This window comes from bacterium (assembly GCA_016708315.1).
Classification (GTDB): domain Bacteria; phylum Zixibacteria; class MSB-5A5; order CAIYYT01; family CAIYYT01; genus JADJGC01.
Genome location: JADJGC010000003.1, coordinates 63,595 through 87,490 on the forward strand (window position 1 = coordinate 63,595; position 23,896 = coordinate 87,490).

The following is a 23,896-nucleotide window of genomic DNA, read 5'->3' on the forward strand; positions in this document are numbered from 1 at the left end:
TGCCATTCTCAAATGAGATCAGGCGGCATTTTTGTTTTTAGACCAAGGAAAGGCGTTTAACATGAAAGTCGCTTCTGTTTTGCTCTGCGCGCTATTGGCCCTCACGCCGCTGTGCGCGTCTGCTGTTACCGTTACCGGCGTCGTTGTCGATGACAAGGGCCGCCCCGTCCCCGATGTCGCTATCACCGTCGATGCCTCCGCCGCCGGTGTCGTTTCCGCTTCTGACGGTGTTTTCGAACTCGATCTCGACTTGTCCCAGCCGCGGCGGCTCACCTTCAAGCATATCAGCTTCAAACCGCAAATGATCAGCATCGTCTCCGATACTTCGCTGCGAATCGAGTTGGCGCCTTCGGTCTATCCGATGCAGGGCGTCACCATCACCGCCGACCGCGCCGAACTCGGCAAGTCGCCGGTGGCATTCACGGATTTCACCAATCGCGAAATTGAGCGCGACTATACTATCGGCGAATTTCCGCTGCTATTAGAGACTACACCCAACGTCTACGCCTATTCCGATGCCGGTGGCGGGCTCGGCTACAGTTATCTCAAGAGTCGCGGATTCGACGACAAGCGCGTTTCGATCTACATCAATGGCATTCCACTCAACGACCCCGAAGATCAATCGACCTACTTCGTCGACATCCCCGACTTTGCCGCCAATGTCAAAGACATCCAGGTCCAACGCGGAATCGGCAGCTCACTCTATGGCGATGCCGCTTTCGGTGGGTCGGTGAATATCGCCTCCTCGGCCATCGAGCAGCCGCGCAATGTGGCGTTGACTACCGGTTACGGCGGCTTCTGGGACAACGGCAAATGGGTCGGAGATATGCAGAAACAGTCGCTCGAGTACCAGTCAGGATTGATCGACGGGCGCTGGAATTTCTCCGGTCGCTATTCGCGTCAGATTTCCGATGGCTACCGCAAGGATTCCTGGTACGACGGTTGGGCGTATCACTTGTCACTTTCGCGACTTGATCCGCGCATGACCACCACCGTCAACGTCTACGGCGGACCAATGAAAATGCACCTCGCGTATTACGGCATCTCCAAAGATCAACTTGCCGCCGATCGCCGCTTCAATCCGTTGACCTACGACAACGAGACCGACAATTTCAATCAGCCACACTACGAATTTCACAACACACTCAAGCTCAATGATCGCGCGACGTTGCAGAACACGCTCTTCCATATTCACGGCAGCGGATTCTATGAGCAGTACAAAGATGGCCGCGACTTCTACGACTATGACATTCCGACAACCATCGTCCGCGACGACGAGGGCGACTCGGTCGGCACGATCACTTCCGGCGATTTGGTGCGCCAACAGCACGTCACCAAAAATCAATGGGGTTGGAATCCGCGACTGGAATTAGCGCAGGATCGCGGCGCGCTTTCGCTTGGCGGTTCGTTCTACTATTTCGAATCCGAACATTGGGGACAGGTCGTCTGGGCAGAGGGCGTGACTAACTCAATTGATCCGCGCCATCGCTACTACGAGTATTTCGGCACGAAGTACTTCGCTTCACTGTACGCCAACCAAAGCTACGAACTTACCGACCGCGTAAGTTTGACCGGCAGTCTCCAGATGCGGCATCAACGCTTCAGCCTTGACCAGACTCGCATGGGCGCGTTCACCGGCTACGACTACGATCTCGATTGGACATTCCTTTCGCCGCGCGCCGGTGTGACCTACAGCGTCAACGACAAGGTCAGCCTCTTGGCGAGCTACTCAATGTCGTCTCGTGTTCCCGCCGACTGGGAAATCTACGACGCCGGCGATCCCTACTCGTTTCCGTCTTTGAGCATCACATCGATTGAACGCAACGGACCCGGCGACTCGATCATCGTCTTCGGCGACCCGACCGCTAAATCGGAGCGTGTGCACAATTTCGAACTCGGCATGAACTATCGCACCGAACAGCGCACCTATTCAGCGAATCTATTCTGGATGGAGTTCTCAAACGAGATCGTCCCTTATGGCGGACTCAACGAAATGGGTCTGCCCATCACCACAAATGTCGACCGCTCCGTTCATGCCGGAATCGAACTGGCCGCGGCGAACAAGCTGTCTGACAAGTTCCGTCTCTCCGGTAATTTCTCGTACAACTACAATCGCATCAAGAAATTTGAAATCACCGAAACTGTCTACGACAACGACAGCGACTGGAATTTCGTCGAGAGCCGCCAATTCAACTACGATGACAAAACCATCGCCGGATTTCCCGACTACATCGGCAACTTGATCGGCGAGTACACCACTGAAAGATTCAACTTCGTTTATCGTGCGCGCTTCGTCGGGCGCATCTATGTAGAAAACAACAATATCGAGGACTTGACAATCGATCCATTCTTCACCTCATCGGTCTCTGCCGGATTGAAGCTTGGTCGCATCTCGAGTCTTGGTCAACTTGAATTGTCAGCGCGTCTCGACAATATCTTCGACAAGAGTTACGAATCCTCCGGATATGGAGGTGTCACGCGCTTTGCTGATGTCGCCGATCAATACTGGTCGGAGTACATCCCGTCGGCGGGAAGATCAATTTTCACGACACTCAAGCTGGAACTGCAGTAATTCGTGGCACTACTCGATCTTGCGATAATCGTCGCGTATCTCGTGGGCATTGTGATATTCGCAATGGCGAAACGCAAGCCTGCCGGCGACTCAGCAGTCGACTACATGCTCGATGGCCGCAAGCTCACTATGCCCGCATTTGTCGCGACTCTCGTGTGCAACTGGTATGGCGGTATTCTTGGAGTAGGGGAGTACTCGTTTCGATACGGACTTTCCAACTGGATGGTGTTCGGCGTTCCGTACTATGTCGCCGCATTGCTGTTCGCGTTGCTGCTTGCCCGCAAAGCCCGCCGCACTGAGTTTCTTACCATCCCAGACAGACTGCGTCAATGCTATGGCCGCAACGTCGCCGGTCTCGGCGCATTGATCATCTTTGTATGGACGTTGCCGACTGCATACATTCTCATTCTCGGTGTTCTCGGCGAATCATTCTTCGGTTGGCCGAAGTGGATCGGTGTCGTATTCGGGGCTGCACTCGTAACATTCTATGCCTTTGTCGGCGGCTTCCGGACGCTCGTTCGCGCCGACAAGTGGCATTTCATCTTTATGTATCTTGGCTTCATCGTCATGGTCGTGGTACTGTTCGTCACCAAAGGCGGCTTTGAGTTCCTGCGCGCCAACGTTCCGGAATCGCATTTCACTCTCACCGGCGGAAACACGTTCTGGTTCATAGCTGTATGGTATGTCATCGCCCTCGCTACATTGGTCGAGCCGTCGTTCTTTCAGAATTGCTACGCCGCTCGTGATGAAAAAACCGCCCGTCGCGGTATCATTGTGTCCATCTGTTGTTGGTTCTTTTTCGATTTCCTGACTACGACTTGTGGCCTCTATGCCCGCGCCATTCTCCCAGCAAACATTGACCCGATCGCTTCGTTTCCGCTCTTGGGCGAAGCGGTACTCCCGTCGGGCTTGTGGGGATTGTTTGCCGTCGCGATGCTTTCTGTCGTTATCTCAACCGCCGATTCCTATCTATTCATCGCGGCCTCAACAATTGGCAAAGACTTGATGGTTGGCTGGGTTGGCAAAGCCGAACGTTTGGCAAACTACTACACCAAAATTGCATTGATCGGCGGGGCACTCCTGACTGTCGTCGCCGCGATTCTCTATGAGTCGGTGGTTTCGGTGTGGTATAGTTTCGGCTCAATCGGTACCCCAATCATGTTGGTCCCGCTGGTCTCCACATTTCTCGGCAATCGCCTGATGCCGCCTCGTGCGGTGTTGTTCTCGATGATTGCTTCTGGAGCATCGTCCGCAATCTGGCTTGCCAGTTCGCAATTGACAGTCGATGGCGGCTACTGGCTCGGCCTCGAACCGATCTTCCCCGGGCTTTTCATCTCAATCGCCGTATATCTTGCGACATCACGTCCGCTTGCTGAGACTGCAAATCGCGGTTGACTCAGGCAGAAAATTGCCGTAGATATCGCAGCACATTCAAGCGGAAACTGAGAATGAGTTCGACGAACAGATTAGTAAGTCCCATCGCCGTCTACTACATTGCCGTCGCCATCCTTTTGGCGCTCTTCTTCGAAGTTTGGCGCGGGATAACTCTCTTTGCACTTTTCGATCGTGCTTCGGCGATTCCGGCGTCAACAATTACAGGGAGTTTTCTCGTCGGATTGCGCTTCGATTTCGCCATCGCGTGCTACATAACACTTCCGCTCATGCTATTGGGATTCTTGCCGTTTGTCGATGTCACTCGATCAAAACTCTCGCGAGTCGTAAATACGGCATTGCTCTATCTCGCGGCTGCGACAGCGTTTTTCATTCACCTCGCCGATATCGAATTTTTCAAGTTCTTCAATACTCGGCTTAACGCTATGGCTTTGGAGTGGAGCGATTCAAGCGAATTCATTCAATCAATGATATGGGAGAGTTTCCCCGTCGTACGTTACTTGTTGCTCTTTGCTCTGGTTTCAGTGGGATTTGTCTTCGCCGTCCGATTCTTGCAGAAGCGTATCCTACGGAATGCACGGCCGTCATCTTTTCTCGCGACATTGATATCACTGCCAATTCTTGCGGCAATCTTGCTGCTTGGTATTCGCGGCCGTATCGAAGAGAAGGCTCCGCTCAACTGGGGGCAGGCCTATTTCAGTGACCATGCGTTTGCGAATCTACTTGCCCTGAATCCGGTCTTCACTTTCGGTCGCGACTTGCTCTACGACTCCGGCAGCAAGCACGATGTCGACCGTCTGATGTCTGAACTCCCGGTCACCGATGTTTACGCCAAGACCGCCGCCTTGCTCGGACTACCTGCCGCACCCGATGATACGCTTTCGTCGCGCATCGTTCGTCCGGTTCGATTCGAGCCTGCATCTTCCGAGCGCCCGAATGTGATTCTGATCCTGATGGAGTCTTTTGCATCTGCGGGCGTAAGTTGCCTCCAGCCGCGTGTTGAGCAAAAATTGACACCGTACTTCGACTCTCTGTCGCAACACGGCGTGCTCTTCACCGACTTCTACTCAGCCGGGATGCACACCTATGCCGGAATTCTTGGCTCTCTCTATGGTTACCCAAGCGTTCCCGGCAAGTCGCCTATGAAGCAGGTTACCTCGCAGGACAATATGTCGGGGTTGCCCTCGATACTTGGCGGCTACGGCTATCGCACGATGTTCTTCACGACGCACGATCCCCACTTTGACAATATGCACGGTTTCCTCAAATCGAACGGCATGCAAGAAATCTACTCGCTTTTTGATTTCGATGAATCGCAGAAGCTGTCGACTCTCGGTGTTCCCGATCACGTCATGTTCGATTCTGCCCTCGAGAGAATACGGTCAAGCAACGGCCGCCCATTCTTCGCTGCGTTGTTAAGCGGAACAAATCACGGGCCGTGGTTCGTGCCGGACGTGCCATTTGGGCCAGTTTCTGATACCATTCCTGATGCCAAACGCCTCAATGCGTTCAAGTACTCCGACTGGGCGCTGGGGCAGTTCGTCAATCAAATCATGTCCGAGCCATCGTTGAGCAACACCATAGTCCTCATCACCGGCGATCACGGCTTGCTGATCGACCCGATTTATGACCTCGACTTGAGTCTCTTTCAAGTGCCGCTCCTGATTCTCGATAAGCAAAATAGGGCAGGGGAATCGCGGCGAATCCATCATATCGGTTCGCAGGTTGATATCGTTGCTACCGTGATGGGGTTACTTAAGCTTGACTATGACAACTACACCTTCGGTCACGATTTGTTCACTCCCGATCCAAGCGGACAGGACTACGCAATCTTCTCCGAGGGCTACCAGATCGGAATAGTCCAGCACAATCACTTCGCGATTCTTCGCCCGGGCCAAAAGAACTCGCTATATGACATTGATGCTCCAAAGATTGATCGAGTCTCGGAGAATCCGGGACTGATGGCCGAGTTGAGCGACCGGGCGCTTTCATACTTCCAAACAGCATATTTCAATCTCAAGTATCCACTGCACTTGAATCACCTTGTACATTCATCTAATGAGGAGAAATAGCTGATGACATTTGGCGAAATAATGCTCTTCATCGGAGCACTCTTGATAATGCTAATCGGGTTGCTTGGCGTCATTGTCCCGATCATTCCGGGATTGCCTCTGGTATGGTTTGCGACGTTGTGCTATGCTTTGCTAACCGACTTTCAGGATATCAGTCGCGAGTTTCTCTTCTCCTCGGCGATTTTGGTGCTGGTCATTACAATATTGCAGTATGTCTTCACGGTCTATGGCGCCAAGCGACTCGGCGCATCACGGTGGGGAACTTTCGGAGCATTTGTCGGAATGGTTGTCGGGTTGTTTCTCGGCTCGGTTGTGGGGATTATCATTGGTCCGCTTGTCGGCGCCGTAGCCTTTGAATTGCTCGTCGGTAAGACATTTTCGCAGGCGCTCAAAGCGGGTCTTGGCACATTTATCGGATTTCTATTCGGGACAATCTCTCAGCTTATCGCTTCTGTGGTATTGATCGGGCTGTTCATCTATCGCGTCGTCTTTGCGTAGTTCTGACTTCGAAGCAAAAAAATATGGAGACTCATGAGAATCTCCATATCAAGCAGGTCTAAACCCGGTTACAATTACGTCAGCGCTGGTACCTTCACCGGCTCATCACCCGGCTGCCAGCCGCATCCGGTCAACTTGCCGGTCTGCAGCGCCTGTAGCGTCCGTAAGGTCTCGTCAATCGAGCGTCCTACCGCATTATCGTTCATCACGACGGACTTCAGAATGCCTTTCGGGTCAATAATGAACGTCCCGCGCAAGGCGAAACCTTCGTCGAGCAGCACTTGATAGTCGCGCGAGATATCTTTGGTTATATCAGACAACAGCGGAAATCCCAATTTCTTGAAATCGCGCTGAATCCAGCTCAGATGCGAAAAATGCGAGTCAATCGAACAGCCGATAACTTCTGCGCCAGCCGCTTTGAACTTGCCGTATGCTTCGTTAAATCCGCGAATTTCCGTCGGACACACAAAAGTGAAATCGAGCGGGTAGAAAAACAACACCACCCACTTGCCTTTGTAGTCCGCAAGTTGAATTTCGCCAAATTCCATGTCCGGCATTACTGCTGTACCCTTGAAGTCCGGCGCCGGTTTGCCAATTTGCATATATCCTCCTAAATGGTCCGAGTTTCAGAATCATTGACGAAGAATATATGTAAGTAGATTTATGCGGTCAAGATTAACTTGTAGTCGTTTGTCGACTTTCGCGGTAGATATTGTGTGAGTTTAACCGTCGAACTGTAGGCTATTGCTCCGGTTCGATATCGGTCGGGTATTTCTTCTCGCCGCCGACGCCCATCGTTTCATCGCCCGGTTGCCATCCGGCGCCGGTCAATTCTCCGGTTTGAATCGCCTTCAGAGTGCGCAATGTCTCTTCTATGGAGCGTCCGATGGAAGAGTCATTGATCACAATCGATTTTAGAATTCCGTCAGGGTCGATAATAAATGTCCCGCGCAGGCTAAAGGCATTGTGCACCAGCACACCATAACTGCGCGATATGCTCTTTGTGATGTCCGACAGAAGCGGAAACTTGATCTGCCCGAGTTCTTTCTCGATCCAAATCTGATGTGCGAAGTGTGAATCGACTGAGCATCCCAGAAGCTCAGCTTTGACTTCCTTGAATTTGCCATGCGCCAACGAAAATGCACGCACTTCAGTAGGGCAGACGTAGCTGAAATCAAGTGGGTAGAAGAACAACACCAGCCATTTGCCGGCATAATCATCGAGAGAAACCTTCGTGAATGTTTTATCCGGCATGACAGCCATGCCTTTGAAGTAGGGAGTCTTTTCGCCGATCTGCATCACGTTCTCCTATGTTGCGCCCCGGAATTCGAGTGTGAAACGTAGCACTCGCAGCGTCGAGAGTCAAGGTTCAAATCACGACTTTGGGCGCGTTTAATCCGCTTGACAATCAATTCGCCATGGGTAGCTTAGAGCTTTGATATTAGGCACACCAATAGGAGAAATCGTTATGAAACAGGCGCTTGAGTATATAGACAAAAATCGTCAGAATTTCGTCGATACGCTCGTTACACTGCTCAAATTCAAGTCGATCTCAGCTGATTCAGAATTCAAGGGAGACGTGCAAAAGTGCGCAGAATTCGTCAAATCGAAGTTTGAGTCGCTCGGTCTATCTTCGCGCATCTATCCGACCAAGGGTCATCCGATAGTCTATGCCGAGTACAACAATCCCAAGAACAAGCGCACGATGTTGATCTACGGCCACTATGATGTCCAGCCGGTCGATCCGCTCGAACTCTGGCACAAACCGCCATTCGAGCCGGACATCCAGGGCGACACTATTTATGCTCGTGGTGCCACCGACGACAAGGGGCAATTCCTTATTCATGTTCTTGCCGCCGAGTCGTATCTGAAATCTGGGCTCGACATTCCGGTCAATATCAAGTTCCTGATTGAAGGCGAAGAGGAAATCTCTTCCACCAATCTCGAAGAATTCATCAAAGCAAATCACGAACTGCTCAAAGCCGACGGCGTCATCGTTTCCGATACCGCCATGTATGGCCGCGGCATTCCCGCCATCACCTACGGTTTGCGCGGTATCGCCGCAGCCGAGATCAAAATGATCGGACCCGATAAGGACCTGCACTCCGGCTCATTCGGTGGATCAGTTGCCAACCCGGTTGTCGAGTTGGCGCGCTTGATCGCCAAGTTCCACGACGACGACAAGCACATTCTCATCGACGGTTTCTATGACGATGTCCGCGAATTGGAGAAGTGGGAGCACGATGCCTACGAGGCGCTCGCTTATGACAACACCGACCACCTTCGCAAGACCGGCTCTCCCAGCATCGTTGGCGAGAAGGGTTACTCGACGCTCGAACGCGTCTGGGCACGTCCCACCTGCGAGATAAACGGCATCTACGGCGGCTATGCCGGCGAAGGCGCCAAAACGATTGTCCCGTCGTGGGCAGGCTGCAAAGTCACGATGCGCTTGGTGCCAAATCAAACGCCCAGCGACATCCTCGACAAGTTCGAAAAGTACGTAAAGAAAATCGCACCCTCAACCGTCAAAGTCGAAGTCAAGAAACTCGGCGGCGCCAAACCGGCCATTGTCCAGCGCGACAACTTCATGGTCACTGCGTGTGTCGATGCTTTGGACAAAGGCTTCGGGCGCAAACCCGTCTTTATACGCGAAGGCGGTTCAATTCCGATTGTCAATACCTTCAAGGAAGAGTTGGGTCTTGAGACGCTCTTGCTTGGCTTCGGTCAACACGATGACAACGCCCACTCACCGAATGAGAAATTTTCGCTCTCTGATTTCCAGAAAGGCATCATCACGGTAGCCCATCTCTTTGAGGGCCTGAAATAGTGGATCTCGGACTAGTTGGCAAGATCGCAGTAGTAGCCGGTGCCTCAGCAGGCATCGGCAAAGCGATTGCCACCTCGCTGGCGCGCGAAGGCGCAACAGTCGTCATATTATCCCGCAACAAGGCGAATCTTGCCGCCGCCGCCAATTCGATTATGCGCACGACCGGCGAAGCGGTTCATCCGATGGTCTGTGATGTCACGAATGCCAAGGCAATCAAAACGACTGTTGCCAAAGTGATGCAGAAATTCAAACGCGTCGATATTCTCGTCAACAACGCCGGTGGCCCGCCGATGCGGCGATTTCTTGATATCAAGGACGGCGATTGGGATAATGCCTATAAACTCAATTTGAAATCGGCGATCCTGCTTTCCGCCGCAGTTGTTCCCTCGATGAAGAAAAATAAATGGGGACGCATCATCAGCATCACTTCTATTTCGTCGCTTCAGGCCTCTGAAACACTGATGATGTCTAGCGTGATGCGACCCGGCGTTCACGGTCTCACCAAAGCACTCTCCAATGAGCTTGCCGAGTTTGGGATTACTGCCAATGTCATCTGCCCCGGCTATACCCGCACCGAGCGTCTGGATGAACTCGCCGAAGCCACTCGCAAAGCCACCGGCAAGTCAATCAAGCAAATCTACGCCGGCTGGGAACAAGTCGTCCCTGCAAAACGTCTCGGCAAGCCCGAAGAACTGGGCGACCTCGCCGCATTTCTTGCATCAGAACGTGCGGCATATATCAACGGCGTCGCGATCAACATCGACGGCGGATTTATCAAGGCCATTTAGTCCCAGCACATTTGACAAACGAACGCACCAAACTCATTTACCCGCTGATCATCCTCGGCCAGCTCATCGCCGGCGGCACGTTTCCTATTGCGAAGTTGGCTCTGCAATACTTCGAACCGTTTACTCTCGCCGTGACCCGTTTCGTGATCGCTTCGGTTGCAATGTTCGCCATCGTCAAGTTCTCCGGGCGACTCCGCAAGATCGAACGCGTTGACTGGGGCAAGTTCGTCTGGCTGGGACTGCTCGCGGTGCCGCTTAATCAACTGCTCTTTCTCTATGGACTCAAGTTCACTACGCCGGGACGTTCAGCGTTGTACTACGGCGCGACGCCGGCATTCGTCTTCATGATGGCGATCTGGTATCTCAAAGAGCGGGTCACCATCGCGAAAGTCGCAGGCATCGTCATTTCGTTTCTGGGTGTAGCGCTCATCTTACGCGCCGGCAGATTTGATGCCGACATTCTCTTCGGTGACATTCTTGTCATACTGGCGGTTATCGCCTGGGCGGGCTATACTATCTTCGGCAAACCCTTGATCGCAAAATACGGCCCCATGACCACAACCGCATACGCCTTGCTTATCGGGACGGCGCTGTACCTGCCCTTTGGATTGATCTACGCCGTAAAATTCGACTACGCCGCCGTTCCCGCAGCCGGATGGCTGTCACTGCTCTACATCGCCATCATCACATCAGTCATTGCTTACTCTATCTGGTTCTGGGCGCTCGGACGCATGGAAGCCTCCAAGCTTTCCATCTTTCAGAATCTGCAGCCGATCATCGCAACAATCTTGTCAGTGTTGTTCTTCGGCGAGATCCTCGGCTGGGAGTTCTACGTCGGCGGTGCCATGGTCATCACCGGAGTTATTGTCACCCAGCGCGGATAGCCGCACAACCACAGCACGAAGGACCCGTGCCGAAGCACGAGTCCCTCGCTTCGAAGAATCACCCACCCTTTAGTTGCTTCCACACGTAACTGTCGATCCCCCCGTTGCATCGCAGGGAGGTGGTCCTCCGGCAAAGATGAAGTTGATCAAGTGCACCACGTCAGACACAGTGATTGAATTAGAGCAATTGATCGGGCGCGGGGGGGGGGCCGCCCGGGGGGCGGGGCCGGGGCCCCCCCGGGGCGGCCCCCGCGCGGGGGCCGGCGCGGGGCCCGCCCGGCCGCCCGCCCCGGGGGGCGCGGGGGGGGGGAGGGGGGCGGGGGGGGGGCCGCCCGGCGGGGCCGGCCCGGGGGGGGGGGGGCGGGGGGGGCGGGGGGGGCGGGGGCGGCGGGGGGGGCGGGGGCGGGGGGGGGGGGGCGGGGCCGGGGCGGGCCGGGGGGGCCGGGGGGCCCCCGGGCCGGCGCGGGCGGGGCGGCGCCGCCGGGGGCGGGGCGGCCCGGGGGGCCGCCGCGGGCCCGCGGGGGGGGGCCGGGGGGAAGGGGGGCGCGGGCGGCCGCGCCCCGCCGCCCCCCCCGGCCCCCCCGGCGGGGGGGGGGGGGGGGGGGGGCCGGGGGGGCGGGACGGGGGCCCGCGGGGGGGGCCCGGGCCCCGGCCGCCGGGCCCCGCGGGGCCGGGGCGGGGCCGGGGGCCGGGGCCGCGGCGGCGGCGGGCGGGGCGGGGGGGGGGGGGGGGGCCGGGGGGGGGGGGGGGGGGGGGGGCGGGGGGGCGGGGGGGGGGGGGGGGGGGGGGGGGGGGGGGCGGGGGGCCGGGGGGGGCCGGGGGCCCGGGGGGCCCCCGGCCCCCCCCGGGGGGGGGCCCGGGGGGGGGGCGCGGGGGGGGGGGGGGGGGCGGGGGGGGCGGGGCCAGGGGCGGGGGGGGGGGGGGCCCGGGGGGGCCGGGGGGGGGCGGGGGGGGGGGGCCCCGGGGGGGGGGCGGGGCCCCGGGCCCCCCGGGCGGGGGGGCGGGGCGGGGGGGGGGGGGGGGGGGGGGCGGGGGGGGAGGGGGGGGGGGGGGGGGGGGGGCCCGGGGCGAGGGGGGGGGGCGGGGGGGGGGGGGGGGGGGGCCGCCCCGGCCCGCGCGCGCCGGGGGCCCCGCCGGGGCCGGGCGGGGCCCCGGGGGCGGGGGGCGGGCCGCGGGGGGGGGCCGGGCCCGGGCCGGGGGGGGGGGGGGGGGGGGCGGGCGGGGGGGGGGGGGGGGCGGGGCCCGGGGGGGGGGGGGGCCCCCGGGGGCGGGCCCGCGGGGGGGGGGGGGGCGGCGGGGGGCCGCCGGGGGGGGGCCGCCCGGGGGGGGGGGGGGGGGGCGGGGGGGGGGCCCCCGCGGCCGGGGCGCGGGGGGGGGGGGGGGGGGGCCCGGGGGGGGGGGGGGGGTCTCCCCGGGGGGGGGGGGGGGGGGGGGGGGGGGGGGGGGGGGGGGCGGGGGGGGCAGGCGGCAAGGCGACGTGGGGGGGGGGGGGGGGGGGGGGGGGGGGAAAAGGGGGGGGGGGGGGGGGGGCGGGGGGGGGGGGGGGGGGGGGGGGGGGGGGGGGGGGGGGGGGGGGGAGGGGGGGGGGGGGGGGGGGGGGGGGCCCCCGCCCGGGGAGGGCGGGGGGCCCGCCCCGGGCCCCCGGCCGGCCGGCGGGGCCGGCCAGAGGGGGGGGCGGGCCCCGGGAGAAGGGGGGGGGGGCGGGGGGGGGCCGGGGGGGGGGGGGGCGGGGGGGGGGGGGGGGCGGGCCCGGGGGGGGGCGGGGGGGGGGGGGGGGGGGGGGGGGGCGCGGGGCCCGGGGAGGCACATCAGCCATTTTCAACTGCGGCTCTTTACTGATTTCTCATTACTTTGGAATCACACTTGCATCACACGGAAGGAGAACATTGCGGCGATGACTCGCCCAATAGATAGTCTTGTGAGGAGACTAGAGAAGAATCAGGTGCAATGCAAATGAGCGTTTGGACCGCTATTTATGCGCTTATTTCTCGTGACCCTTAAATATCGCAAGGAGGACCCTTTTTAGCAACCTTTTTGTGGCAAGCATGTGAAAAAATCAAAACTCACCGTCTACAAGAATCTTCAACTGATCATCGCAGCTGTCTTGTCGGTGCTGTTCTTCGGCGAGATCCTCGGCTGGGAGTGCCACTTCGGTGGCGCTGGGGGCCGCCCGGGTGGGGGCCACGCGGCATCCGTCTTTCCAACTTAGCGAGTCGGAATCACCAAACCGTTAGGGATGGCAGTCGGGACCTGGTCCGCCGCCAAATATGTTGGCTATCATATGGACAGCGTCCGAAATGTTGACCGTATCATCCCCGTTGAAGTCTCCCAAGCACGAGAAAGCTGGTGCACTGCCGCCGAAAAATATATAATTAACAATGAACACCGCATCACTGATCAGAAACTACCACTGGAGTTTGAGTCCCCGCAGCCTCTGCAGGCGCACGCCTCACAGGCTGGGGGCAACGTGATCGCAAAGGAAATAAAACGCCGAAACTACCGTTGCTTCAACGACAACCTCAGGGGAGCTGCTCAACCCGACGATCACGAAACTGACGAAGAACGTGTCATTTGCGCTCCCGTCAATCACAACGTCGCGTGCCGCGACAACGATATCTGTAAGGTCCTCAATCGTACCGGTCGTATCGTAACCGTCTACGAGATCCATGCGATTCCAGAGCGAGTCGACTTGATATGTCCCTAACGGATCAACATAGACGGCCGCTGGCAAATTCATGCCTCCCACAATCTCGGTATCGTCATCCCGCAGGGCAGCTATGCCGCCAATTCTGTTCATTTCGGGAAGAGTAAGTCCCCCACGCGTGTAAACGACTTGTCTCAAGGAACTGTAGTTACCGTAGTTAGCCGGTGCATTTGTCGAGGGTATGTCCCAATCCGCCGCAAATGCAACCGTCAGGTTAGACACGGTTCCCATTGGGTCATTCAGACCCTTATAGATCGCAAATCGAGCAATGTAGTAAGACGCATTTGCCTTCGGAGCATAATAGTCTACCGTGAATCCCAGCGATGAGTCATGATTGGTACCGAGTCCGAATGCGTGTCGATAGACCGAAGAACTGGTCGTATCGTAAGTGATATCCGTAAGCGGAAGCAGTGTGCCATAGGGATTTGTGCCGGTCGGCGTCGCGCTTGAGTCCTCGTAAAGTGCCCAACTGAGATTGTCACGCGAGGTACCTAAAATGAGAGAACCATCGCGCAGGTAATCTGCCCCGTCTGAAAAGAACGACATCCGCGCTCCCGGTTGGTAAGCGCCGATTCTGCCAGAGCTGGAGACCGCGAGTTGATGGTTGTTTGTTCGTATGGTTACAATGTCATCTGCGGAAAATGACATCGAGGGGAAACAGAAGTTCACAAGCGCCGCTAAAGCGATTAACCTTGCAATAGTCATAGCCCAACCTCCATCATTTGTGCGTTTCTCAAAAATAGTAGTGTCTGTCGAGTTTAGCAACATCAAAATACGTGAGGTCGATTCAGACGCAGGTTTTTTGAAGCCGCTCAAATCAGGGAACTCTGATCTAACTTATTTCTCACTTCAGATAGAATAGTCAACGACTCAGTGATCGAGTTCGGCAAGGCAACATTCAGAGTTATTGGATCACGATAACCTGCCACCGACAGCATCGCCCACACTCGATGCCAGTCCACAATACCAGTAAATGGCGCCAGGTTGCGCGATACTTTTCCATCGGTATCCGCAAACAGCACAGCTTTGAGTCGGTCGCCATACTCCTCCAATATCGCGTACGGTTCGTGATCGGCAAGCAGGTCGAGAGCGGTGTCATAGCAGAATCCAAATCGCGGCGAATCATACTCCTCCATCGCGATTGCAAGCGAGTCCAGCGATCTGCGGTCAATCAAGTTTCGCAGGGCAAGATTAATCCCCATGATCTCCGCCGTCTCAATCAACCCCTCAAGAGCATGTACCAATGACTGTGCATCGCTGCCGTGGGGACTTGGAAGCGCATGCGTCGCCGAAATCACAACGGTTCTGACACCTAGAACCCGCGCCGCATGCATCGTATTGGCGACATTGCAGACCGCTCCCATGCGAGTGTCTGCGTGTTTGCTGGTAATGTCGAAATCGCGGCCAACGGGAACGTGAAGTGTATCAAACGACAACTTTCGTTCCTTGGCATAGGCGATTAACTGCAGGCGTCCGGTATGTTGCTGATAGTCGCAGTGCTGCGGGTTGTCGGTCAGCGCCAATTTGCCGAATCCGCTCTCTGCGATTTTGGCGAAAAGCTCAGAAAGTGGGATTGTCTCATCGATATTAACTGGTATTGCAAAGTCCATCACTTCGAAAATGCCTTCATTTCGGATAGTGTCAAGAATAATTTGACTCTCGGACTTCGACCTCGTAACTTTCCCGGCAGGGAATAGGAGTCGCGATGAAGATCCGCAACTATCACAAAGTCGAAAAACGAGATGCCTTCATTCGTGAGAAGTCCTCGGGCGTAGGAGTCCGCGTGGCAATTTCAGTGGAGGACGGCGCCACCCAATTGGCGATGCGTGTCATCGAAATCGAGATCGGTGGATTCACCTCACTGCATACCGAGGAACACGAGCAGGCCATTTTCGTCACCAAAGGCTCAGGCATCATCACAGACGGCACGAAAGAATGCCGCCTTACCAATGATGACGTTCTTTTCGTACCCTCCCAACAACAGCATCAAATTAAAAACACCGGCGATACCAAACTGATCTTGGTGTCGACAATACCCATCCTTCAGCAGGAATAATCCGCCCAGCGCCCATTGTGCCGTCAACGGCATTATCATTACAAACGGCAGGTCACCAATGGCCTGCCGTCTCTATTTGTGCTAAATGATTGTCGCGATTATCGAAACGAACAAAAAACGCCGCTTGAGGGCTCTCCCCAAGCGGCGTCTGCGTTTCAGAATTCGTGATTACTTCAACAGGACCATCTTTTTGGAAATCAACTGGCTTCCCGCGATGATTCGATAGAAGTACACACCTGACGAGACCGGTTTTCCCGAGGAATCCAGCCCGTTCCATGTTGTCATCTTCCTGCCGGCGGTCAATGGCTCGTCGACCAGGACAGCGATTTCTTGGCCAAGAATGTTCAAAACTACCAGGCGCACCCACGAGGCTTGTGGCAGATTGAACTCAATAGCCGTTTCTGCGTTGAACGGATTTGGATAGTTCTGCATCAAAGTGAACTCTGTTGGCAAGACTTCACCTTCGATTTCCCTGACTGCCAAAGCCGTCCCGGTACTGCACGAACGCGCGGCAGAGAAGGTGCCCCATCCGCAGTCGCTATATGCCCTCACGCGCCAATAATAGCAGGTGTTGGCAACGACATCATAACTGCCGAATTGCGACAGACTGCCTGCCAATACGCGCCGCACCAAGCCTGCGCCGTCAAATGAGTTCACAACGTCGATCTCGACCATGTAGCTGTCAGCATCAGCAACGGTTCCCCAGTCAAAGAACACCGGTCGTTGTTCAATCACTGCTCCTTCGAGAGGCTCTACCAAACCCGGCGCTGCAATCGGAGCGCACGTAGAGAACCGGCGCTTGACGCTCCAATCACTCCAGCCGCACGGATTGTATGACTTGATTCGCCAGTACCGAACCGCACCCGCCGGAAGCCCGGAAATTGATGCTGTCGATACGGCACTCTCGCCGTTATAAACCGGCGTTGCGAAACTTGTGTCGTCGTCAAGCTGTACTCGGTACGCTGTTGCCAGCGCAGCATCCGCCCAGTTAAGCACTACCGGTTGGGTCAACAGACTGTCGCCGTCAGCCGGTGTTTGAAGCACAGCCACATCCGCCAGCGGACAAGGCGCAGTTTCAAAATCGCGTGTAGCCGTCCATGTGCTGTGGTCGCAAGCATTGTCTGCCCGAACGCGCCAGTAATAGGTGGTGCTGCCAACCAACTGCGAAACCGAATAGACGGTCTCCGGCGTATTGAGATCAAACTCCGGTGAGTTGAAACTTGAACTATCGTCAACTTGCAGGGAATAGGAAGTCGCGCCCAGCACCGCGTTCCAATCGATACTAATCGGCTGAGTAAGACCCGTGGCGCCATCAGCAGGAGCTGCCAAAGTCGGCGGCGTCAATGTCGTACAGACCGTGAATACGCGTGGCGTACACCACGCACCTGTGGCGCAGTTGTTGATCGCTCGCACTCGCCAGTATCGCGGCAAGCAGTCGTCGGCAATTGTTATCGCGACTGTCGTTGTCGGCGTGGGAATTTGCAGGTCAAACTCCGGCGAAAGCAGAGTTGAGTTGTTGTCAACCTGGATCTGATACTCTGTCGCTGCGCCGTCAGCAGCCCAGGACAAAGTCACAAGCGTGGCACATACAGTCGCCGAATCCGCCGGTGTTGTCAAACTCGCGACCTCGGGCCAGACGCAAGAATTCGTGTATGAGATATTGTCGTGATATGCCTTTCCGGCATTGCCTGAAGATTGCGACCCGACCCACAGGGGGTTCATCGTACTAAGCACCGCTCCAGAAACTGCATTGGCGCCGGTGTAGATCAGCGTGTTGTCGATATAGAATCGGGGACGACCCGTTCCATCGACAATTATCTTGAGCGCATGCCACCCGCCGGCATATTGATCTGCTCGAAACGGCAACGGACTCGCCTCAGTCGGGAAGAAACTCTCCGTTCCCGATGCCGTTTCGAAACTTCCGAAGAAGTAGGCATGGGCTCTCAGCGAATCCGACAGAATCGCACATGACCTGCCAACGCCGGCAATTGAGAACGAAACGTAGGCATCGTATCCCGACCACGCTTGGAGCGTTGGATTGGCGATCCCGATAGCCGCCTCGGCAGCGCACAAAGCGGTATCGTTGAAATCGAGATAGACATCGGCGGTCAAAGTAAATCCGCCGCTTCCGGTGAAACGTTGAATCGAGATTGCGCCGCTCTTGTCGGTACCGTCCCCAGCGTTATCCAAAACTCCCGTTCTGCTGAACTGACTTGGTACAATCTCCGGAACAGGTGTCCCGAAAGCGACCCAGCTGCTCAAGTTGTCGAATTGATCTTGAAATGTCGATTGCGGCAAACTGCCTTGCGCGGTGGCAAACATCACCGTCAAGGTCAGTGCAAGCACAATCAGGCGACCAGATAGATTACACATATGAGACCCTCCCGAGCGGCGTTTACAGCACGCTCGACCTTGTTAGTATCCTGCCTAATCTACCGATTGAGATGCAGATGTCGAACAAAAAAATCGAGGAAAGTATCGATAAATGGTCGAGTGCTTCGACTATTCCGATAGGGAAGTGCAATGAAAACGGCGGACTGTTACATCCGCCGTCAGAGTTTCAAGAGAAAATTGAGGGCTAAAACTTGATCGTAAATGGCTGTGTACCGGAATGGCGCTGAAGTGTGTTTCGCATTATCGCCAGTGTTGCTTCGTATGATTGGCCGGCCGTGAACGTGACGTCTTCACTGCCGTTAGGTGCAGCAAGTGCCCGCCACAACACCAGATTCCAGCGGCCAAGTTGCGGATCGTATTCCGCCATCGACTTGACGTCATAGCGCGAGCTGTTGGTAGTTAATGCCTCCGGATAATACACGTAACCGGGAATACCGTCGCCGGCTACCCAACCCTGGTCCACCAATTGGAATGTCATGGTGTCGACAGCGTTTAGAATATCTCCGGTGAAATTGCGTCCCGTGGTATGCATCACGCGCGGTTCAGTCACGACGGACTCTGAACGAGCATTGCGTCGGTAAAGCGTCACTGCCGAGTCGCCGTCGACCTTGCCATTGTCGCGCCAATAGTAATCTTCCGCAACACCGAATGGCTCGGTGCGTCCGGCACGCCATATCCAGCAATCGATATTGCCGTTACCCTGCGTGTAGTGCGTGGGGAGTTCTTCCTTGGGAATGTCCGAATGGCAAGTCAATGCACAGTTGGCGCCGACGCTGCCGCCGGTTCCGGCCTCGAAGAATATCGATAGCACATCTTCGTTTTCCCACAACTGCTGTTCGCGCTCAGCAGGTGAGTAAGCAAAGTTGCCAAACTTGTTCTTGGCCGTATCCATCACTTGAGAGAAAGCATCTGATCCGCCCGGGCGGGCAAAGATCCAGCGCGCCGGTTTTTCGGTTTTGCTCGAATCCGACCAGTTGAAACGCATGTAAACATTGTCGCCGTCTTGAATCGCCTGAATGCGAACAACTCCGACTCCGAAATAATCTGTGTACGTTGAATCTGCACCGAAGCGAATCGATGCAACGTCAACATCATCCCAGACGGGGTCATTGACAATATCTGTCAAATTGGGAGCCGTTGAAACAGCTTCGACAACAACTTCAGTATCAACGCCGCCGACAGGACCGTCATCTTCGCTGCCGCAGCCTACAATAAGAAGTCCCGCCAGAAGCGAGGACATGAATAGGTAAACTAAGGATTTCCGGTTCATTCCTTCTCCATTTGAGAAATTGAGATTATGCACAATCTAAGATATTTCAACACCCAGAGAAACGTTTTGTGCCGTTAAATAGCTTTAATGATAACTATTGTCAAATCATCGGGTTGTGACGACGGATCTCGGAAGCGGATGATCTCCTGCACCACCGTTTCCCGCATTTCCTTGGCTGACCGTTGTCTATTAGTTTTTACCATATCAACTAACCGTTCAGTTCCAAATAATTCACCGCTGGGGCTCTCCGCTTCGGTTACGCCATCGGTATAGAGAACCAATATGTCGCCATCCCTTATATGTATCGGCCGTTCTTCATACTCTCTTTCCGGCATAATTCCCAACGTCCAGCCGCCCGTCGACAAGAATTCGACCTCTCCAGTCGCCCGCAACAGAATCGGCGGATTGTGACCGGCATTGGCAAAGGTGAATATGCGGTTCTTCATGTCCAAAACACCGTAAACCGCGGTCACAAATTTGCCTTTTTCAACCGATTCGCAAATCAGGTTATTGACCTTACGCAGAATCGTTCGAATTGCATAATTATTGCGAATCTCGGCAATCAATGACGCCCGAAATGAAGCCATAATCAGCGACGCGGGCAAGCCCTTACCGGATACGTCGGCGATTGTCACTCCCAATTGATTATCAACAATCGGGATAAAATCGAAATAGTCGCCGCCGACTTCTTCCGACGAGATATTCACCGCGTCAAAATCATAGCCCAGGTACTTCATCTCTTTGCTCGGCTGGAATGACTTCTGAATCTCTCTTGCAACCTGAAGCTGCTCCTTGATCTTATTCTTCTCGAAAGTCTCCTGAATCAGCCGAGCACGCGTAATTGACAACGCAGCCTGATTCGCGAACGCCGTCACCATTTCTAAATCGGAGGGGGAATACGCATCAAGCTTATCTGACTCCAAATTGAATGCGCCGATCACTTCGGTACCAAAAAATAGCGGCACCACCAATTCCGACATCGTCTCTTCGCGCGCCGCGACATAACGCGTGTCTTGCTTAACATTTGGCACAATCACCGGCTCGCCGGTTTTGGCAACCCATCCGACCAAGCCCTTACCGGCCTTGAGCCGTAACAGCTCCGGTGACGCAGCATTTTGATAGCCAGACGAAAACAGCTCATCGATTCGTTCGCCTTTCTGGCGAAGGATGTAGATTCCAATCGCATTGCAGCTCCAGTTCGATTCGATGCAACGCATCAATAAGAATCGCGTTTTTGATCTTAAGTGTGTATTCGTCTATGCGCTTCGTAACCGAAGAAACGACGCCGTCAAAATCACTTCCGCCAAACACGAACAGCATCGCCGGTATGGTCGGCGTCGCTTCGAATACGAATGCACGCCGATTTTCCGGAATGTTCTGCAGTGTTCCGCCGAGGTAGCTGAGAATCGGATTTTCGGCCACCGGCAGGTCAGTTGCCATTGCCTCAAACTCAGCGGGAATAATGTCGCGCATCGTGAACATGCTCGATTGAGCACCCGTCATCAAATGCACCTCAACTTCAAGGCGCATCCGATGGTAAATCACCACCGCCAGGCCGGAATCGCCAAGAACCAGCTTGAGTTCGCCGTAAAGCTCCTGGATATACTCCAGCTGCTTGGCCGAGAAACGCCGTTCGCGAGCTGTCTGTTTTGTCTCTATCGAAGTCATATCTATTTCAACCTGTTGTTCTTTCACTATTTGCCTCACGTTTTGGTTCAAGCGCCTATTCGCGGAACCTATGGTGCACAACTAAGATTGCCGCGTCATGAGGCAAGCAAGAGAATACTGCTAACATGAAAACTGGGCAAGAATAAAAGGGGCCGCCTGTACACCACATTTGGTCTCTAAAGTTTCGGCGCCAAAATTAAAATCTTGACACCATCGCCAATCCCGAATAAACTGACAATCACATATTCCACCGATTTTCGGCGCGATTTGCTTAATAGGGAAGCGGGTTAAAACCCCGCACAGCCCCGCTACTGTAAGCAGCTACGAAATCCCCACTACGTCACTGGGCAACCGGGAAGGCGCGGGAGAGTAGGTTTGAAGCTGACGAGTCAGGAGACCTGCCGAGGATCAGAACATTCACTTATTCCGGCGCGGGTTCGGGAAAAGTACCATTGAGCAGTTTCGCTGTTTGATGGATCTGACCGATTCCGACTTAGCAATGAGTCGGTTTTTTGTTACCCGCCCAAGGAGCTTGCTTTATGCGACTCATTTGGGCCAAATGGCTGGCGCGACTTCCCGGTTGCGCACTTCCTCGAAGTATCCACCGGCGGAATCATTCTGTCGCCGCCAAACTTCAAATCTCATTCATTTTCGTCCTATTCTTTCTAGCGCTTCTGCAATCGCGTTCGATCTGTCAGGACTTCGCCTCTCTCACGGGCATTGTCACCGACAGTTTGCTTAATGAACCTATTGCCGGTGTTGTCGTCACAGTATTACCCGACGGTAAATCTGTCCAGACATCGACGAACGGGCAGTTTCATTTCACCGGACTGACACCGGGATCGGTATCTCTACACATCGAGTCTGCATTCCACGCTTCTCAGACAATCGGACCGCTTCTCATTCGAGAGGGCGACCTTCGCGACGTGAATCTCCAACTTTATCCGCTGACTGTGAGTGGAGAGCCTGTCGAAGTTACGGCCGACCGCGAAAGTGGAATCGGTGTAACATCACTGCCGCTGACATCAAGTCGCAAAGCTGGCGCGACTAATGTCGGCGACTTCCTCAATCGCAACGGGTTTCATCTCGAGTCGGACGGACGGACCAAGTATGCCTCTCTGCGAGGGTTCAGCCCGCAATGTGTACTTGTACTAATCGACGGCGTTCCGATTAATCCCGACGGCGCACCGGCAGACCTTAGCACGATATCGACCGAATCGGTTGAACGAGTCGATGTCTACACCACCGGCGCATCTTCGCGATTCGGCGCCAATGCACTTGGCGGAGCCGTGAACATAATCAGCAAGACTGCTCCTTCCCAAGAGCGTTTCGCCAATCTCGCCGCAGCCCACGGAAGTTTTGATCTCCAGCGTGGCGCAGCGAATCTGTCAATGGCGGACATGCTTGGCGTTGGCGCAAATGCCGGTTACGACTACCTACAGCAGAGCAATGACTTTGATTATGAACACCCATACAATGGCGAGCAGACGCGAATCAATAATTCGTCGCGTGTTTACAGCGGCTACGTGTCTTTGCGTCCCGAGTCAATCAGTGGCTTTTCAATGCAAGCACGCATTTCCAATTCGCACAACGAACTTCCCGGAGCAATTTTTCAGGAAACCGGCGGCGGCGCGATGGCGAAACGCGAGAATCGCTACTACTCGATGGGTTATGAAATTTCGCGATTTCAACTTGATGCGACATTTCGGGAATTGCGTCAGAAATTCGCCGACCACAGTGGATTCATCGCCTACGACAAAGAGTACCTGCAGACTGCACGAATGCTGCACGCCAATTTCGAGAGCGCATTCTTGCGGCACTTTGTAGTATCGGCAGGCTCCGAACTATCATCTGAGAGTTTCTTCAACGATGACAAGATTGCCCCGCAGCGGTCACTTCCTGCCGTCAGCCGCAAAACCATTGCCGCTTTCGGTGGCTTATCAGCTACTCGCAACATTGGTAAACTTGAGTTGTCTGCAGAGTCGCGCTATCGCCTTGATCATATCGACGACAAGACTCACGGCTCACCATTTGCAGGCGCAGCTTTCAAATTTCACCTGCCGGTCACGGTAGGAGCGCAGGCTTCTTATTCCGAGTCGTTTCGATTGCCGCCAATCGATGCCCTGTTCTGGCGCGGTGATGTGTTTACCGAAGCCAACCCGCAGCTACGTCCTGAACAAGCGATCTCGCGGGAAGCCGGACTCAGCCTGAAGTACGCGCGTTCGTTCACTTTTGAGCTAATTCGCACCTGGTTCAAGAGCGATATGGAAGATTTAATCATCTGGCGTCGTCAGTTCGACGGCAGATACAAGCCGGTGAACATCAACCAGTCGCGCCACGTCGGCGCCGAAACGGCAATCACACTTGCGCCGAAAAATCGTCGTTTCGAGTTGATGTATTTCCACACTTCACTCGAAGCCACGAATCTCTCCCACTCCAGCGGCTACTATGGACAGATCGTACCGTTCAAGCCCGATCAAATCGAGCGGCTCTCCCTACAGTTTGATGCCGGGTTATTCACGACGCGCTACTCTTACAGCTTCACCGGCGAACGACAGATACGCGAAGCCAACACCAAGAGCCTGCCCGGATTTGCCCTGCACGATGTTGAAATCGAAGTTCCGATTTCACTTTGGTCGCGCAAGCACACGCTTCAGCTGGCGATGTTCAACATCACTGACGTGCGCTACGAATTGCTTGAACGTATGCCGATGCCGCCGCGCAGTGCTTCGCTCACAATTAACATCCAGATTTAGCAATACGGAGATAAC

General features: G+C 55.5%; 17 protein-coding genes and 1 riboswitch. Of the genes, 9 read left to right on the forward strand and 8 right to left on the reverse strand.

From position 1 onward, the window contains the following. The first annotated feature begins 61 nt into the window (after positions 1 to 61). Genes IPH59_03225 through IPH59_03240 form a run of 4 tightly spaced genes read left to right on the forward strand, consistent with a single transcriptional unit; the run spans position 62 to position 6,534 of the window. Positions 62 to 2,572 carry a TonB-dependent receptor gene (locus tag IPH59_03225; GenBank protein ID MBK7090723.1) on the forward strand — a complete coding sequence of 837 codons (2,511 nt, stop codon included), beginning with the start codon at positions 62 to 64 and terminating at the stop codon, positions 2,570 to 2,572. Between the two features lie 3 nt (positions 2,573 to 2,575). Then, complete coding sequence (locus IPH59_03230) at positions 2,576 to 3,967, forward strand: sodium:solute symporter family protein (protein MBK7090724.1); 1,392 nt, start codon at positions 2,576 to 2,578, stop codon at positions 3,965 to 3,967. A gap of 53 nt (positions 3,968 to 4,020) precedes the next feature. After that, on the forward strand, positions 4,021 to 6,036 hold the full coding sequence (locus IPH59_03235; protein ID MBK7090725.1) for an LTA synthase family protein: 2,016 nt from the start codon (positions 4,021 to 4,023) through the stop codon (positions 6,034 to 6,036). A gap of 3 nt (positions 6,037 to 6,039) precedes the next feature. Next, positions 6,040 to 6,534 carry a DUF456 domain-containing protein gene (locus tag IPH59_03240; protein ID MBK7090726.1) on the forward strand — a complete coding sequence of 165 codons (495 nt, stop codon included), beginning with the start codon at positions 6,040 to 6,042 and terminating at the stop codon, positions 6,532 to 6,534. Between the two features lie 74 nt (positions 6,535 to 6,608). Here IPH59_03240 and IPH59_03245 read toward each other — a convergent pair whose 3' ends face one another. Continuing rightward, positions 6,609 to 7,136 carry a peroxiredoxin gene (locus IPH59_03245; protein ID MBK7090727.1) on the reverse strand — a complete coding sequence of 176 codons (528 nt, stop codon included), beginning with the start codon at positions 7,134 to 7,136 and terminating at the stop codon, positions 6,609 to 6,611. 139 nt (positions 7,137 to 7,275) lie between these two features. Continuing rightward, positions 7,276 to 7,833: a peroxiredoxin gene (locus IPH59_03250; GenBank protein MBK7090728.1), complete on the reverse strand. Its 558-nt coding sequence runs from the start codon at positions 7,831 to 7,833 to the stop codon at positions 7,276 to 7,278. A 169-nt stretch (positions 7,834 to 8,002) separates the two neighbouring features. On the opposite strand from IPH59_03250, the gene IPH59_03255 reads away from it, so the two are divergent. The 3 genes from IPH59_03255 to IPH59_03265 are packed head-to-tail and all read left to right on the forward strand — an operon-like array spanning position 8,003 to position 11,033. Further along, positions 8,003 to 9,361: a dipeptidase gene (locus IPH59_03255; GenBank protein ID MBK7090729.1), complete on the forward strand. Its 1,359-nt coding sequence runs from the start codon at positions 8,003 to 8,005 to the stop codon at positions 9,359 to 9,361. Next, on the forward strand, positions 9,361 to 10,149 hold the full coding sequence (locus tag IPH59_03260; protein MBK7090730.1) for an SDR family oxidoreductase: 789 nt from the start codon (positions 9,361 to 9,363) through the stop codon (positions 10,147 to 10,149). Before IPH59_03255 ends, IPH59_03260 begins: the two co-directional genes overlap by 1 nt. An 11-nt stretch (positions 10,150 to 10,160) precedes the next feature. Further along, positions 10,161 to 11,033: a DMT family transporter gene (locus IPH59_03265; protein ID MBK7090731.1), complete on the forward strand. Its 873-nt coding sequence runs from the start codon at positions 10,161 to 10,163 to the stop codon at positions 11,031 to 11,033. 2,449 nt (positions 11,034 to 13,482) lie between these two features. On the opposite strand, the gene IPH59_03270 is transcribed toward IPH59_03265, so the two are convergent. Together IPH59_03270 and IPH59_03275 are read right to left on the reverse strand one after the other, a co-directional pair. Further along, positions 13,483 to 14,442 carry a hypothetical protein gene (locus IPH59_03270; protein ID MBK7090732.1) on the reverse strand — a complete coding sequence of 320 codons (960 nt, stop codon included), beginning with the start codon at positions 14,440 to 14,442 and terminating at the stop codon, positions 13,483 to 13,485. 107 nt (positions 14,443 to 14,549) lie between these two features. After that, positions 14,550 to 15,350: a sugar phosphate isomerase/epimerase gene (locus IPH59_03275; GenBank protein MBK7090733.1), complete on the reverse strand. Its 801-nt coding sequence runs from the start codon at positions 15,348 to 15,350 to the stop codon at positions 14,550 to 14,552. 92 nt (positions 15,351 to 15,442) lie between these two features. Here IPH59_03275 and IPH59_03280 point away from each other — a divergent pair, with 92 nt between their 5' ends. Continuing rightward, a complete protein-coding gene (locus tag IPH59_03280) occupies positions 15,443 to 15,793 on the forward strand; it encodes a cupin domain-containing protein (GenBank protein ID MBK7090734.1) in 351 nt (116 codons plus the stop codon). Between the two features lie 168 nt (positions 15,794 to 15,961). Here IPH59_03280 and IPH59_03285 read toward each other — a convergent pair whose 3' ends face one another. From IPH59_03285 to IPH59_03300, 4 genes are all read right to left on the reverse strand, one after another. Continuing rightward, entirely contained in the window at positions 15,962 to 18,166 is a 2,205-nt protein-coding gene (locus tag IPH59_03285) for a T9SS type A sorting domain-containing protein (GenBank protein ID MBK7090735.1), read from the reverse strand. Between the two features lie 205 nt (positions 18,167 to 18,371). After that, entirely contained in the window at positions 18,372 to 19,457 is a 1,086-nt protein-coding gene (locus IPH59_03290; GenBank protein ID MBK7090736.1) for a hypothetical protein, read from the reverse strand. Between the two features lie 74 nt (positions 19,458 to 19,531). Further along, positions 19,532 to 20,674 carry a SpoIIE family protein phosphatase gene (locus IPH59_03295; protein MBK7090737.1) on the reverse strand — a complete coding sequence of 381 codons (1,143 nt, stop codon included), beginning with the start codon at positions 20,672 to 20,674 and terminating at the stop codon, positions 19,532 to 19,534. Further along, the gene (locus tag IPH59_03300) at positions 20,595 to 21,152 is read right to left on the reverse strand and encodes a hypothetical protein (GenBank protein MBK7090738.1); all 558 of its coding nucleotides are present in this window, start codon (positions 21,150 to 21,152) and stop codon (positions 20,595 to 20,597) included. Before IPH59_03300 ends, IPH59_03295 begins: the two co-directional genes overlap by 80 nt. A gap of 214 nt (positions 21,153 to 21,366) precedes the next feature. Continuing rightward, a riboswitch (cobalamin riboswitch) is annotated at positions 21,367 to 21,546 on the forward strand. Between the two features lie 118 nt (positions 21,547 to 21,664). Between IPH59_03300 and IPH59_03305 the strand changes: the two genes are divergently transcribed. Further along, positions 21,665 to 23,881, forward strand: coding sequence for a TonB-dependent receptor (locus IPH59_03305; protein MBK7090739.1), 2,217 nt, complete (start codon positions 21,665 to 21,667; stop codon positions 23,879 to 23,881). Positions 23,882 to 23,896: the final 15 nt, after the last annotated feature.

Excerpts from the sequence above, each read along its gene's own strand:
- IPH59_03225 (MBK7090723.1), top strand. The coding sequence starts at position 62 with ATGAAAGTCGCTTCTGTTTTGCTCTGCGCGCTATTGGCCCTCACGCCG.
- IPH59_03235 (MBK7090725.1), top strand. The coding sequence starts at position 4,021 with ATGAGTTCGACGAACAGATTAGTAAGTCCCATCGCCGTCTACTACATT.
- IPH59_03240 (MBK7090726.1), top strand. The coding sequence starts at position 6,040 with ATGACATTTGGCGAAATAATGCTCTTCATCGGAGCACTCTTGATAATG.
- IPH59_03245 (MBK7090727.1), bottom strand. The coding sequence starts at position 7,136 with ATGCAAATTGGCAAACCGGCGCCGGACTTCAAGGGTACAGCAGTAATG.
- IPH59_03250 (MBK7090728.1), bottom strand. The coding sequence starts at position 7,833 with ATGCAGATCGGCGAAAAGACTCCCTACTTCAAAGGCATGGCTGTCATG.
- IPH59_03255 (MBK7090729.1), top strand. The coding sequence starts at position 8,003 with ATGAAACAGGCGCTTGAGTATATAGACAAAAATCGTCAGAATTTCGTC.
- IPH59_03270 (MBK7090732.1), bottom strand. The coding sequence starts at position 14,442 with ATGACTATTGCAAGGTTAATCGCTTTAGCGGCGCTTGTGAACTTCTGT.
- IPH59_03280 (MBK7090734.1), top strand. The coding sequence starts at position 15,443 with ATGAAGATCCGCAACTATCACAAAGTCGAAAAACGAGATGCCTTCATT.
- IPH59_03285 (MBK7090735.1), bottom strand. The coding sequence starts at position 18,166 with ATGTGTAATCTATCTGGTCGCCTGATTGTGCTTGCACTGACCTTGACG.
- IPH59_03290 (MBK7090736.1), bottom strand. The coding sequence starts at position 19,457 with ATGAACCGGAAATCCTTAGTTTACCTATTCATGTCCTCGCTTCTGGCG.
- IPH59_03295 (MBK7090737.1), bottom strand. The coding sequence starts at position 20,674 with ATGCGTTGCATCGAATCGAACTGGAGCTGCAATGCGATTGGAATCTAC.
- IPH59_03305 (MBK7090739.1), top strand. The coding sequence starts at position 21,665 with ATGCGACTCATTTGGGCCAAATGGCTGGCGCGACTTCCCGGTTGCGCA.